Genomic DNA, 15,569 nt, shown 5'->3' with positions numbered 1-15,569 from the left:
TTAAAAAATATAGATCATGAGTTATCCGTTACCAAAGTTTCATTTCTCAGTTGACTGGGGAGGAACAAAAATAGGTTTTACAGAAGTTTCCGGATTAGATGTAGAAACCGAAGTTATTGAGTACCGTCAGGGTGCAAGTCCGGAATACAGCAAAATCAAGATGCCCGGTATGCAGAAGTTCTCTAACATTACCATGAAAAGAGGCACTTTTAAAAGCGATAATGAATATTATGCATGGTGGAATACAGTAAAACTAAACACCATCGAAAGAAGGGATATTACCATCAAATTGCTTAACGAGGAACACGAACCCGTGATTACCTGGAAAGTAAAAAATGCATGGCCGACAAAAGTGCAATCAACTGATTTAAAAGCCGATGGAAACGAAGTAGCTATCGAGTCAATAGAATTGGTTCATGAAGGTTTATCTATTCAAAATGATTAGTCATGTCTAACTATTATCCACCCGTAGGCTTTCATTTTCTGGTTGAATTTAATAAACTGGGCACAAAAGAAAAAGACCATCAATTTCAATCCGTATCAGGACTTTCAGTAGATCTTGAAACGGAAGAAATTGTTGAGGGTGGAGAAAACAGATTCAAACACAAACTTCCTGTAAAAACCAAGTATCCAAATTTGGTTTTAAAAAGAGGGATATTGATTGATTCTGATGTAATTGAATGGTGCCGAAAAGCATTAGAAAATTTCGAATTTAAGCCCGTTGATTTAACTGTAAAACTCTTGAATCAAGATCGCCAACCCTTAATGCACTGGAAAGTTATACATGCCTATCCCGTAAAATGGGCAGTGGAAGATTTTAGTGCTTTAGAAAGCAAAATTGTTGTTGAAAGCTTTGAGCTCGCTTATAATTATTTCACGCTTCATAAAAAATAATTTTATCATGCCAATTGAAATCAAAGAGCTTCACATTAAAATAAACGTGAACGAAAGCTCAAATTCGGGTGAGAAACCAGCTTCTTCATCATCTGCTACTGAAAAAGATACTGTGGCTGAATGTGTCGAGCAAGTAATGAAGATTATTGAACGAAAAAAAGAACGTTAATATGGCAGCAATTAAAGGTGAATTAAAAAAACTGAAGATCATTGCCTATAGCGATCCTCAATTCAACAATCCCATTTCGGGTATTGAAAAGTTTATTATTTTGATGAATCCTGAAAAATATACTTTTCATTACAAAATAGAGCAAGATACAACCCATGCCGCTGGAACAAGCAGTCCTGCGCCGAGATTTTCAGCAATTGCTCCAGAAGAATTAGAACTGGATTTTGTTTTTGACCGAACTGGGGTTATTGCGGGCAAAGAAAGTACCGAAAATGGTGTTATTGACGACATTGAACATTTTAGAAAAGTAATTTTAGAATATAACGGTACACAGCATAAACCAAACTATTTAAAAATTGCTTGGGGAAGTCTTTTATTTAAAGGATCTCTCACCGAAATGACCATTGAGTATAAACTTTTCAGGCCAGATGGAACGCCCATTAGAGCCATTGCAAAAGGAAAATTCAAGGGAGTTGTTGAAGATGAATTGAGAGCAAAACAGCAAAACAATCAATCTCCAGATTTAACGCATACCAGAATTGTAAAAGCTGGCGATACGCTTCCTTTAATGTCTTTTAGAATCTATGGCGATTCAAAATATTATCTCGAAGTGGCAAAAGCTAACAAGCTTATCAATTTCAGAAAATTAAAAATTGGTCAAAAAATATTCTTCCCTCCTCTACAAAAACAACAATAGATGAACAATAGCGATGTCATACAAACCAGTAAAAGTGCCGATTTAGTAACGCACAAATTGCTTATTGAGGGAACTGAGCTTTCTGGTGTTTACCAAGTAATGAGCATTGTAGTTCATAACGAGGTGAACAGAATACCTATGGCACAGATTATTTTGACCGATGGAGATGCTGCAGCACGAGATTTTAAATTAAGTAACGAAGATTTGCTTGTTCCGGGCAAAAAGATAGAAATTAAAGCTGGTTATCACAGTGACGAAGAAACTATTTACAAAGGAATAGTGGTAAAACATTCCATAAAAATAAAAGACAAATCGTCCCTGCTGATTGTAGAATGCAAAGACGAAGCTGTAAAACTGACTATTGGCAGAAAAAGCAAATATTTTTATGACGTAAAAGATAGTAATGCTTTTGAAGACATTATTGGCACTTACGGATTACAGAAAGATGTAGAAAGCACTAATTATAGCCACAAAGAGTTAGTACAATACAATACTTCCGATTGGGATTTTATTGTCTCTCGTGCACAAGCCAACGGAAAATTATGTTTTGTTGAAAATGGCAAAATCTCGATAAAAAAACCAGACTTAGCTTCTGAATCAGTTGAAACGGTTGCTTTTGGTGCGACTATGCTAGATTTTGATGCCGAAATTGATGCTCGAAATCAGTTTGCCAAAGTTTCATCCTACAGCTGGAATGCATCGAATCAGGAATTATTAGAAATTGAAGCCAAAGATCCCAGCGTAAGCTTAAACGGAAATTTATCCGCTTCTGATTTATCTGATATTGTAAAACTGGAAAATCTAGAATTGCGTCACGGCGGTAATGTAACCGATACCGAATTGCAAGATTGGGCCGATGCAAAATTATTATTTCAACAGCTGTCAAAAGTCCGCGGAAGAGTAAAATTTCAAGGTATTCCTGCCGTAAAACCCAATACCATTATTACACTTGAAGGTGTTGGAGATCGTTTTAACGGCAAAGCATACATTACGGGAGTTTTCCATGAAATTGCAAATGGTAACTGGACTGTAAACGTGCAGTTTGGATTAAATCCTGAATGGTTTTCTGAAACGTATGATGTCAATACGCCATCAGCTTCAGGAATAATTCCATCCATAAAAGGATTGCATATTGGTATTGTAACCCAGCTTCAAGACGATCCCGACGGTGAAGACAGAATTTTGGTAAAAATCCCAATCATCAATAATGAAGAACAAGGTATTTGGTGCAGAGTAGCAGCATTAGATGCGGGTGACAACAGAGGTACTTTTTTTATGCCCGAAATTGAAGACGAAGTAATTATCGGCTTTATCAACGAAGATCCTAATGATGCCATTGTTTTAGGAATGCTCCACAGCAGCGCAAAACCCGCTCCTCTAAAAGCATCGGACGATAATCATCAAAAAGGAATTTTTACAAGAAGCGAAATGAAAGTGCTCTTTGATGATGATAAAAAATCAATAGCCATCGAAACTCCAGCAGGAAAAAAAATAACACTCGACGAAGACAAAGGATCTATCGTTGTTGAAGATGAAAATTCGAATGTGATTACGATTGACAGCGCAGGAATAAAAATGGAAAGTGCAGGCGATATTTCAATAAAAGCAACAGGCGATGTAAAAATTGAAGGTACAAATGTAAATCTAAAAGCAACTGCTCAATTTAAAGCCGAAGGAAGTGCTGGCGCAGAAATGTCATCGGCAGCGGTGGCGATTGTAAAAGGTAGCATAGTACAGATAAACTAACTCATCCTCTGATTTCTATCCTTCAACACTTAAATAAAAAAGTTAACTATAAAAATAAGTAATTATGGGAGCACCAGCCGCAAGAATTAACGATATGCATGTTTGCCCAATGGTAACAGGAACTGTCCCTCATGTTGGCGGACCAATATTACCGCCAGGTTCGCCTACAGTATTAATAGGCGGCCAGCCTGCTGCCTGTTTAGGAGACATGATTGTTTGTACAGGTCCACCGGATAGCATTATTGCGGGATCAGCTACTGTGCTGATTGGAGGAAAACCAGCCGCAAGAATGGGAGATTCAACTGCGCATGGCGGCACCATAATATTAGGATGCCCAACGGTTTTAATAGGTTAATTATGGAAAATAAAGAAGCTTTTTTAGGTACTGGATGGAGTTTTCCGCCCGAGTTCAAAAAGAACAGTAAAGCAGTCGTAATGACGTCTGATGAGGCAGATATTAAAAGCAGTCTGGAGATATTGCTTTCTACCAAAATCGGCGAACGCATTATGCTGCCGAAATATGGTTGTAATATGGACGAATTGCTTTTTGAATCATTAGACAGAACACTAAAAACGTATGTTACTGAACTCATAAAAACAGCGATTTTATATTACGAACCCCGAATTGATGTTGAAAAAATTGACATAACACAAGGCGATGATTTAGAAGGGGAATTATTGGTCATAATCGATTACAGAATAAGAAGTACAAACTCAAGAAGCAATCTTGTTTATCCTTTTTACAAAGAAGAAGGCACTAATGTTTAAAAGTTTATAAGCTATGAGCACCAACGGCAGCCAAATAGACAATGTTATTTTTAAAAGAAATGGAGTTAATCAGGAAGAACGCTTTAGTGACGCATTAGAGCCTAGCAACCTGAAACTTCATGATTTTACTATTGAAGACTGGCTGTTATTTGCTTATAATTTTGCCAAAGAAGTCAACTTTTTCGACACGAATAATGATAAAAAACCAGAAGGTAACTGGCAGGAATTTTTCAACTATTTTGGCTTTACAAAAGATAGTATTCCAAAAAGAACAGAGCAAGAATATGCCACTTCAAAAGAAGACATCGCCAGAACATTATTGGCCGCCAATATCAATCAAGACCTTACTCCTCACCTAACTTTGTTTGTTTGTTTCTTGAAATTATTGGAATTATCTCAAAACAAACTGAATCTCATTACCAAAAAGCATTTAGATTTTTTCTATAAAGACATACTTCAAATCGAAAAACTGCCTGCAAAAGCAGATAAAGTCAATATCATTTTTGAATTGGCAAAAAAAATAGCCGAAGAAAAAATCGATGCCAATACAGAACTTGACGCAGGAAAAGATCCCGATGGCAAAAAGTTAATTTACAAAACTACAGAAGAATTTATTGCCAATAAAGCCAATATAGCGTACCTAAAAAGTGTGTATAATGACGTTGATTTGGGTGAAATTAAATGCAGCGAAATCGCCAATTCTCTAGATGGAAAAGGCGAACCGCTAAAAGAAGACGCTCCCTATTGGTTTCCTTTTGGATATAATTCAGATGAAAAAAAGTACCCAAAATTAAGCGATGCAAAATTAGGTTTTGCCATAGCATCTGAATTATTTAATCTTAAAGAAGGTGACAGAAGTATTGACATCACAATAACTTTTAATGAGCCTTTAGCTTTTCTTCATCTAATCAATACAGATGATCTTTTGGAAAATATCAGCATCCTTTATAGTGGAAAAAAAGGATGGATTGGAAATTTTAAACTGGACACAGCGATTGCTTTTAAAAATGTAAATCAATCTTCAAGCATTGACAGCAATCAATTAAGATTGGTTTTTCAGATACCAAAAGATAATCCGGCAATTGTTAACTACGATCAGAAAGTTTTAGGCGAATTTTTCTCAACAGAACTTCCTGTAATTCGATTCTTAATTAATACGCAAGATAAAAAAGGACATACTCTTTTTAGAAGTCTAGTTACAAAACCAATAAAAAACATTAAAGCAAAAGTTGAGGTTAAGGACGTAAAATCTTTAATATTAGAAAGTGACACTGGCTTGCTCAATGCTACGAAACCCTTTTATCCTTTTACAACTCAACCTGAAAAAAACAGCGCATTTATCATAAATTATCCTGAAATTTTTTCTAAAAATTGGACAGATGCAGCTATTAACATAAAATGGAAAAATACTCCCTCATCATTTGTAACTCATTATGCCGCTTATAAAAAAAGTTTTCTTGAGACCATAAGTCAAAATATTTTTGACAGCGCAATATTCCACGATATTAGTCGTGAAGCCAAAATGAAGGCCAATCAGCCTGAAGATGAAAAAGTCGTTCCAGAAATAAAGGCTGTTTCAGAAACTAAAAATTTAAGAGTTTTAAATAAAAAAAATGCCATTGTTACAAAGGACTATTTTAAAGCAACATTATCTGTTTTAAACAAAGAAGTTTGGGATGAACAAAATAACGCTGTCAATTTATTTGATGATCCGGATAATGATAAAGTATTTGAAACTAATGTCAATGTAAAAGGCACTTATGAGCTTGGCAAAAGCGGCCCAATTCGATTGACTTTAAATCAATCCTTTTTGCATTCGTTATTTCCAAAAATATATACTTTGGCTATAATGAATGTGGCGAAAGATGTATTAACACCCATTCCAAATGAGCCTTACACTCCAATTGTAGAAAGTATAAGTCTGAATTATTCTGCTGAAGAAACTACTGAATTTGATGCTTCAACCTACGAATCTAACCGAATAAAATTGTTTCATGAAGCTCCTTTTGGTCAGCAGGAAGAGCATTCTTATTTGAAACAGCAAGCTATTGATAAAGAAATTTTGGATCCTTCTACTCCAATTACTAATTGTTTGGTTCCAGATTATTGCAATGGAGGCGAATTTTATGTAGGCCTTCAAAATGCCGAAATATCTCAGCAAATTTCATTATTATTTCAAATATTGGAAGGGAGCGAAAATATTAACGTTCCCACTTTTACAGCAAAGCAAAAAGTAGAATGGTATATACTATGCGATAATTACTGGAAAAATCTTGATAAGGATATTTTGGCAAATGGCATCGATAACTTTTTAAAATCGGGCATTGTAAAATTTAGCATTCCAAAGCAGGCAACTAATGACAATACGCTGTTTCCAGCCAATACCATTTGGATAAAAGCAAAAATGCACAAAAAATACGATGCCGTTTGCAAAGTGATCGATGTGAAAACTCAGGTTGTTACAGCCCAATTTTTTGATAACAACAATAATTTAGCGCATTTAGACAGCACATTACCTGCGAAAACAATATCTAAATTAATTACCAGAGTTCCGCAGATTAAAAGCATTGAACAGCCATTTAATTCGTTTGATGGAAAACCATTAGAATCTGACCCCTCCTATTATCTGCGTGTAAGCGAACGCTTGCGCCACAAAAACAGAGCTATAACGCTTTGGGATTATGAGCATCTTATTTTACAGGAATTTCCATCTGTTTTTAGAGTAAAATGCCTTAACCATACTTTTATATCGGGTACAAACACCTCGTTTTTAGCTCCGGGAAAAGTAACGCTGGTCGTAATTCCAGATATCGTAGACAAAAATGTATTTGATATTTATGAGCCAAGAGTGAGCACAGCTACATTAAATAGCATTGAGAGTTTTATTAATTCTAAAAACTCCATGCTAGTGTCTGCAAAAGTGATCAATCCTGATTATGAAAAAGTTATAATAAAACTGAATGTAAAGTTTTATGCAGAATATGATGAGAATTTTTATAAAAAACAGCTCAACGAAGATCTTATAAAATTTTTATCTCCTTGGGCATTTGACACCTCAAAGCAAATCATATTCGGAGTGGAATTACAACGCAGTATTGTTATCGAATATATCGAAAATTTATATTACGTAGATTTTCTATCTACGCTAGAAATGGCAATCTATATCAATAAAAAAACAGATAAAGAACATCCTGAAACATTAAAAGATACAGAAAAGAATGATGCCAATATACCTCTTTTAGATTTTCAAACCACGTTGTCACCATCAAGTCCAAAAAACATTTTAGTCTCTGTTAAAAACCATATTATCAGTACCAAAATAGACACTTGCAAAGAAATAACCCCACAAGAACCTGAAAAATGTCGCTACTAAACCCACATATCACCATTCCTAAAAAATCAGCATCAGAAGACGATTTGGATTTCTTTTATTTAAGAAAAAAAGGAATCGAGTATATCGAGTCTTTTGGCAGTAAATTTTGGACAGATTTTAACGAGCATGATCCAGGTATAACCATGCTAGAAATGATTTCCTATGCCATTTCAGATCTTGGTATGAGACTCAATCTTCCAATAGAAAATATATTAGCGTCTAATGACATTAACAAAGACATTCCAAAACAGTTTTTTAAAGCTTCAGAAGTATTGTCTTCTAGTCCTGTCACACAAAATGATTACCGAAAACTTTTTATAGACATAGAAGGAGTTCGAAACTGCTGGCTCGCCAAACACGAGAAAAAAGCGTATGTGGACTGCAAGAAAAATCAGCTTTCTTATGATTTTAAGGATTATAAAGATCTACCAGAAAACTTAAGAAAATCGTTTGATCTCAACGGTTTATATGATCTTTATGTAGATTTTGATAGCTCAAAACCTTCAGATATAGAGATGGTTAAAGAAAAGATAAGAAAGCAGTATCATGCAAACAGAAATCTTTGCGAAGATCTTGTCGATATCAAAAAAGTGGTAGACTATCCTATCAAAATATGCGCAGATATTGAAGTAAATACGGAAGCCGATGAAGAACTGGTTCATGCCAATGTCATGGATGCTCTAGAAAGTTACTTATCTACAACAGTCAATTTTTATTCGCTAAAACAAATGATTGGCAAAGGATATTCAACTCTTGAAATTTTTGATGGCCCTTCTTTAAAGAACGGTTTTATTGACACAAAAGAATTACTTAAAGCCGATTTGAGAAATGAAGTGCGTCTTTCAGACATCATGAGAATAATAATGTCGGTGCCAGATGTTGTGCTAATTAAAGATATTTCTTTAGGGAATTGCGGTGGTGACGACTTGGAAAACAAATGGCTTATCTGCCTTAAACCTTACCAAAAACCAGTTATTTGTGCCAAAAGTGTTTTCAATTACAACAAAGGATTACTGCCTCTGAATATCAATCAAGCCCTGGTAAAAAAATATTCAGATGCTATAAAACTTGAAAAAGATAAAGCTACAACCAACGCCAGTCAGGATAAGGAATTAGAAATACCAAATGGCGAATATCTTAACACTGATTTTTATACCACCATACAAAATGATTTTCCTGAAACCTATGGTATTGGTGAAGTTGGTCTTCCTACCCTAGCGTCTGTTGAACGTAAATCTAAAGCAAAACAATTAAAAGGATATCTTTTGTTTTTTGATCAGATATTAGGAAGTTATTTTAAACAATTAGGTCAGGTGAGCGAATTACTTTCAGTAAGCGGTAATTTAACCAGAACCCTTTTTACTCAAGTCGTTAAAGATATTGATGGCGCTAATGACATTGTAGATGGATATGAAAATTACACTGATGATAGTATTACAGAACTTCTTTTTGACCAGCAGGACAATAATATTGAACGCAGAAATAAAATTTTAGACCACCTATTGTCTCGTTTTGCCGAGAATTTCTCTGAATATGTTTTTGTCAATAAAACCATTTACGGCAATACAACTGACCAAGTCGTATTGCGCGATAAAGAAAACTTTCTGAAAGATTATAAAGTCGTAAGTAAAGAACGTGGCAATGCTTTTGATTACTACAAACAGCCTATTGCCAATTTATGGAATACGAATAATGTTTCGGGAGCCGAAAAGAGAATTTCCAGACTTATTGGTATTAAAGATTATAGCCGTAGAAACCTTTCTAATTCGTTTGTCCAGATGTACAATTTTATTGACACAGACAATCAATCGGTGTATAGATGGCGCATTGTCGACACGAATAATGAGATTGTGCTTTCTTCAACAGCAGAATACTTTGACACTTCTGCTGCAAATAAAGAGCTTTATTTTGCTGTATTACAGATTATTCAGACTCGAGAATATAAAATAAAAGAGGCTTTTAAAAACGGCACAGTAAAAGACTTAGCTATTATAGACAATATTCTGATTCAGCAGTCAGATGCTGGAAAATATTCTTATGATATTATCAATCCAGCCATCCCAGACAAGAAAAATTCAGACCGCATTATTGCCCGAAGATTTGAATATTATACTAATCTGCAAGATTTAGAAAAATCGATTCTGGATTTAATTCAATTCATGAAAGAAGATTTTACCGAAGAAGGAATGTTTTTGGTAGAACACATGATGTTGCGCCCAGATGTAAACCAGACAACAGTAAATCCAGATACTTTCATGCCAATCTGCGCCGAAGAGTGCGGTGATTGCGAACCAATAGATCCTTACTCCTATCGCGTGAGCGTAGTGTTGCCAGGATATACATTGCGATTTGCCAATACCGATTTTAGAAATTATATAGAAAAAATAATCAAAGAAGAATTGCCTGCTCACGTTCTAGCAAAAGTATGTTGGATTGGATATCGAGAAAAAGATGTAAAAGACCCCGCAGAAAACCAGCTTGTTCAATTTGAAAAAACATACAAAGAATACTTAATCGCCAAAACCGATTTAAATCAAGAACAGCTAGAACCACAATTAATCAGCTTTATTAAGGCTTTAACCACTCTAGACAATGTTTACCCAACAGGACGACTATTTGACTGCAGTGATGAAAACGAGCGATTGTCAGATAAAATTATACTAGGAAAAACGAATTTAGGATCACTATAAAAACTATTGCCATGTCAGCAAAACTTTCAACAATAACAACACAATACCGACGATTTACAAAGAATCAGGTACTTACAGAAGGAAACCTTAATGAGGTTGTAGATTTTTTTGACGACCAGGATCGCCTATCGCGCATTTACCTGAGTGGCGTTGGTATAGTTTGTGGACTTTATCCAAGTTATGATGAGTCTCAAAAAACCATTTCAATAACTCAGGGAACTGGTGTAACTACAGATGGTGATCTTTTTAAGTTATATCAGGCAGATGTATTGGGAAACAAAAAAATCGATTTTGATTCCAAAACCTATACGCACTGCAAAGTTTATGATAATACAAAAGCGGCTTATAAACCTTTTTTCTATGATGGATCAAATAAGCAATTACCACTTTTTGAACTCTTGACAGAAGAACAGCAAAAAAAAGAAAAAGATCTTAATTTTCCTTTAACTCAATTTACAGCAAATACAGAATTTGATTTCAAAGATGCTGTAATTCTTTTGTATCTGGAGTCTTATGAAAAAGAATCTGACCTTTGCGTAAGCCTTTCGTGTGACAATCAGGGATTAGAAATTGTCGGCAATTATAAAGTTTTAATTGTCAGCAAAGCCGTTGCCATACAAATAATGAATTATGACAGCATGATTGGTAAAATCAATTTTGTCAATTTATACCATACATTACCAGATCTAAAATCAAACAGAATTGTACTAAAAAAAGAAGATTTCGCTCATCTTGAGGCAATAAAACAAACTTTCACGAAAGGAATTTTCAAAAACAATGCTGTTAAAAATTTGCAGGAAGGCTACAGCCAGCTTCTAACAGGCTTAAATATGCCAATTGTTTTAGATGCTATTCAAAAAAAGATAACCGAACTATTTAATTTTGAAGGAGATCCTGTACTTCCGTCAGATTTTCAATATCGATATGATCTGCTTAACGATCTTGTGGATACTTACAACGAAATCAGAGCGCTTTTACTCGATATAGAGGATAGTTATTGTTATCCTGATATTAATGCATTTCCCAAACATTTAATGCTGGGCGAATTAATAAAAACAGAACCTTGTTTTGAATTTCGTCATGCCTTTTACAAATCGCCTTTACTTACGGGAGAAAGTCTTAACACTTGTAATGATTGCCTTGTAGATGATACAGATTCTGAAGAAAAAGACTTAACATCAAATGAACTAAAAATATGCTATGGCGAAGACAGAGCCAAACAAAGAATCTACAGTCTTATTCTGAGAAGTGCAGAATTATTAGAAAATTACAATGCATTATATGATGTTATAAAAATCACACCCTCTTTACAAATGGGCAAATTAGGCAAAAAAGCCATTCCTTTTTACAACAACATAAACGATTCGCTTATTAAGTCTTGGGATTTTGATAAAACCATTTTAGGGTTAGAAAAAAACAATGTGAGTTACCATGATGACTTATTAAATACTAAAAATCCGCTCGAAATACATCTGGATAGTGATTTTTATAGAATTGAAGGACATCAGGGACGCAATTACAAAGAAGCACTTAAAGCTATACAGCAAATTAGGTTAGAAAATGGCTTAGGATTCAATATAATGATTCTAGCTGTAAACGCTAATGAACTGGATAAAACCATCCAGTATTTCACCAAATATTACCTTAACAAAAATCATGGCTACGAGCATAAAGCAGGTGTAATTCCCGGAGGAACTTTTATAATGATCTATCTGGAAGAAAAGGTGCCTTATTATAAAAACCGCAGATTATCTTTAACCGGTGACTTTGAAAAATTTACTGAAGGCATACCCATTTTAAACCCAATTGTTGCTGATTTTTCGATACCATATTTATGTTGTGACGAAAACAATATAGGGCTTAGTTTACCTGTAGATAAAATTTGTTTTGACAGCAAAACACCTCCTCTACCGTTTAAAGTCTCTCCTGCGGGAGGATTTGTAAAAGCCAATGTTAGATCTGATCAAAACGGAGGAATAAAAGTAAATGAATTTGGCGCTCTTGTTTTTGATCCAAACGCAGTCAGTAAAGAGCTGATTGGTCAGCCTATAACCTTTACAGTCAATAATTTTGATACTGATTGTAAGATAACCATTTTTGAAAAACCAAAATTTGATTTTGTTGCAGTTCCTTCAAAACCTTCTGGAGTTGACGAAACTGAAGTTACTTTTACCATAACTGGAGAAAATATCGAAGGCAATAAATATACTTGGGACTTTGGAGACAAAACCGATTTGGTTACAGATGATAAAACTGAAATAAAACATATCTACAAGTATAATAGTGAATCGCAAAAGAAATTCACGTTTGAAGTTATACTTTATGCAGACAATGGCAATTGCGACTTTAAAGTCACTCATCCTGTTAGTTTTGAAATTGAAGATCCAAAAGTACTGGTAGATGGCAAATTAGTAAACGAAATATCCTTTTGCCGAAACGATAAACCTGTGTCACTTACTCTGCAACCCGATGTAAAAGGGGCCGAAATTTCCGGAGAAGGAGTTCAAGTAACATTCGGAGAAAAATATATGTTTGCTCCAGGCGAGGTATCTAAAGATGTCAAAAACGTAACCATTTTTATAGACGACAAACCATCCAATCTTACCATTACACTTTTAGAGCTTCCTACTGCTAGTTTTAGCTTTAATATAGATGGAGCGGGAATTCTGACCTTAACCAACGATTCTTTAAATGCCAAAACATATACTTGGAAAATTGATAAGGAAATAATAGTAACAGATAAAAAAGATCCAATAACAAGACAAACTTCGATGTATAATGAATCTTCTATTTCTGTTTTATTAACTGCTGAAGGAAACTGCGGTTCAGTAAACGATGGTCCAAGATTTATTGAGATTAGAAAACCCGTTGAAGTCAATACATGTCTTGACAATGCTGATTTATTTGTAAAAAACTCACTTGAAACGATTTCCAAATTAAAAGAAATTTCGATTTCTAATAAATTCAATAGAGAAACTAATCGCTTAATTTCTGAAACAGAAAACAGATTGGTCGAAGTTCAAAAAGACATTGAGAGTTACATCAATGGTAAGTCAAATGCTAAATTATCTGAATTATTCACACAGGAAAATTTCAATTTAATATCTGAAGTTGTTGCCGCCGCCATCAAACTGGAAAATCCAGATCTGATTGCTGCAGTACAAACACTTATATCGCTAAATACCACATTGTTTTATACCATTTTAAGATGTCAGGATACAGAAATACTTAAAGCATCAGAAAAACAAATTATCCCAATAGAATTACTTTTCACTAATTTATTTAAAAGTTTTGTTGAAATAAAATTCAACACAGATACTGACGGATCCTTGAAAAAATTCTTATCCAGCATGCTAAAAATATTTCAAAAAATCGATTTTATACTGTCCAATTTAAACACACAAATAGAAGCCCTTACAGCCAGTGCAAAACTTAAATAGACATATTGTCAATAAAGTTTTCCTTGAGATAAATACCAATTCTAAAGAAAAAGGATATTATCTCAAGGACAATATTGATGCGTTTTTGCAAAAGGAAGTATTCGCAATTTTAGAAAATTATTTTAATGAAGTAGATTCAAAAAATCCTTTACACAGCATACAACTGGACAAACTCAACCTTGACATTTCTATAAATCAAAATTTAGATTTCGAAAATTTCAAAGAGCAGATCCTAAAAAAAATCACTAAACAAGTTGAAGAAGTTTTTGAAATGGAAGATGCAAATGTCGAAGGTTACAAACTTGTCAAACCGCAAGAAAAGGAAATAGAACGTTTTTTTCATTTTCTGGAAACAGGTACAAATACTTGGTGGACAACTTTAGATAATGACTTTAAAATAATTGATAATAAAATATTTATAAAAATAATAAATGATAAAACTTTTTCTCTTAAATGGATCAATGCTGTCCAAAAACCAATTGTAAGAACACGATTTATCAAACAATTTAGTGACAGCCAAATTGTAACCATTATCAAAAAAGGAATATTGCTTAAAAAAAATAGTACCGACAGCAGTGCTAAAATAATAGGTATCGAAGCCATAAAAAAACACATTAAAGCTAGTATTGCCAAAAATCAATTGATTCCGAATCAAAGATTTTTAATGTGGGAAATAGTCATTTTAAATCTTTTGGAGACAAGCGATTCAATTTTGAAACAAAAGCTTTTCAGATTGATTTGCAATGTATTTGAATTTCGTAAAAAGAACGTCTTTTTAGAACACAAAGAACTTTTTCTAAAGGAAATTGAAAATCAGATAGAAAGCCAAAATCAACTGGAATTACTAGCTAATCTTAATGCAATTATTTCAATTATCGAAAAAAAAATAAATTATGTTATTTCAAAAGAAAAAGAAATAAAAACTGTTCCAAACAATCAGGTGACGATAAAAACTGAAACAGAGACAAAAAATACACCAGAAGTAGAAAATGCGGCGAAAGTAGAAAATGAAACAGGGATAGAAAATGCAAAAGAATTAGAAAATCTGACAGAAGCAAAAAACGAAGCGAAAATAGAAACAGAAAGAATTCAAGAAAACAATGAAAATCCATTGCCCGACTCGAATTTAATTTTGTTTAAAAACAAAAATGCGACTATTAGCAACGATGATAAAAATACCGAAACCCTATCAAACCACTCAAAAGAAGAAACTCCAAATAATAACGAAGAAGTAATCGATAAAAAAGAGCCTTCTTTTAAAATAAAAGAAAAAGAGATATTAGGTACAGTTATTAGCGAATCTTATGTTGACAATGCGGGTTTAGTATTGATTCATCCCTTTTTGAAATCTCTTTTTGAGAATTGCAAACTGCTCAATAAAGACAATACTATACATAACCCTGAAGTTGCTGCGCACCTCTTGCATTATATAGCCACAGGAAAAGAACAGGATTATGAAAACGCTATGCTCTTAGAAAAATTTTTGTGCAATATTCCGATAGCAGAACCCATTGAAAGAAACATTACACTTTCTGAAGAAATGAAAAAAGAAGCGTCCGCAATGTTGCAGGCAGTATTGAGCAATTGGGATATAATGAAAACATCATCGACAGAATTGCTTCAAAATGAATTCTTGCAGCGGCCTGGAAAACTGAACATTAATGGAGACGAAAGTCCTGTAATTACAATGGAGCGAAAAACACAAGATGTTTTATTAGATAAACTAAGCTGGAATTTGAGCATCGTAAAATTGGCGTGGAAAAAACGAATCATATATGTTAACTGGTAAAAT

At 34.0% G+C, this 15,569-nt stretch carries 11 protein-coding genes; all 11 read left to right on the top strand.

Annotated features, from left to right (window positions below; all coding sequences use genetic code 11):
• Positions 1-16 precede the first annotated feature (16 nt).
• On the top strand, positions 17-445 hold the full coding sequence (locus DM444_RS22360) for a phage tail protein (RefSeq protein WP_111290789.1): 429 nt from the start codon (positions 17-19) through the stop codon (positions 443-445).
• 2 nt (positions 446-447) lie between these two features.
• Positions 448-894 carry a phage tail protein gene (locus DM444_RS22355; RefSeq protein ID WP_111290787.1) on the top strand — a complete coding sequence of 149 codons (447 nt, stop codon included), beginning with the start codon at positions 448-450 and terminating at the stop codon, positions 892-894.
• 7 nt (positions 895-901) lie between these two features.
• Positions 902-1,063, top strand: coding sequence for a DUF5908 family protein (locus DM444_RS23805; RefSeq protein WP_204251708.1), 162 nt, complete (start codon positions 902-904; stop codon positions 1,061-1,063).
• A 1-nt stretch (position 1,064) separates the two neighbouring features.
• Positions 1,065-1,760, top strand: a complete 696-nt coding sequence (locus DM444_RS22350; protein WP_111290785.1) for a CIS tube protein — start codon at positions 1,065-1,067, stop codon at positions 1,758-1,760.
• Positions 1,761-3,506 carry a type VI secretion system tip protein VgrG gene (gene vgrG, locus DM444_RS22345; RefSeq protein ID WP_111290783.1) on the top strand — a complete coding sequence of 582 codons (1,746 nt, stop codon included), beginning with the start codon at positions 1,761-1,763 and terminating at the stop codon, positions 3,504-3,506.
• 64 nt (positions 3,507-3,570) lie between these two features.
• A complete protein-coding gene (locus tag DM444_RS22340; protein WP_111290781.1) occupies positions 3,571-3,861 on the top strand; it encodes a PAAR domain-containing protein in 291 nt (96 codons plus the stop codon).
• Between the two features lie 2 nt (positions 3,862-3,863).
• Positions 3,864-4,274: a GPW/gp25 family protein gene (locus DM444_RS22335; RefSeq protein ID WP_111290779.1), complete on the top strand. Its 411-nt coding sequence runs from the start codon at positions 3,864-3,866 to the stop codon at positions 4,272-4,274.
• A gap of 13 nt (positions 4,275-4,287) precedes the next feature.
• Positions 4,288-7,647: a baseplate J/gp47 family protein gene (locus tag DM444_RS22330; protein WP_111290777.1), complete on the top strand. Its 3,360-nt coding sequence runs from the start codon at positions 4,288-4,290 to the stop codon at positions 7,645-7,647.
• Positions 7,635-10,337, top strand: coding sequence for a hypothetical protein (locus tag DM444_RS22325; protein ID WP_111290775.1), 2,703 nt, complete (start codon positions 7,635-7,637; stop codon positions 10,335-10,337). The genes DM444_RS22330 and DM444_RS22325 overlap by 13 nt, the downstream gene beginning before the upstream one ends.
• Before the next feature lie 11 nt (positions 10,338-10,348).
• Entirely contained in the window at positions 10,349-13,777 is a 3,429-nt protein-coding gene (locus DM444_RS22320) for a hypothetical protein (protein ID WP_111290773.1), read from the top strand.
• Positions 13,761-15,566: a contractile injection system tape measure protein gene (locus DM444_RS22315; RefSeq protein ID WP_111290771.1), complete on the top strand. Its 1,806-nt coding sequence runs from the start codon at positions 13,761-13,763 to the stop codon at positions 15,564-15,566. Before DM444_RS22320 ends, DM444_RS22315 begins: the two co-directional genes overlap by 17 nt.
• Positions 15,567-15,569 lie beyond the last annotated feature (3 nt).

Origin of the sequence: Flavobacterium ginsenosidimutans, assembly GCF_003254625.1 — a bacterium.
Lineage (GTDB): Bacteria > Bacteroidota > Bacteroidia > Flavobacteriales > Flavobacteriaceae > Flavobacterium > Flavobacterium ginsenosidimutans.
The sequence above is the reverse complement of the archived record's forward strand: the minus strand, read 5'-3'. Positions and strand labels throughout refer to the sequence as shown.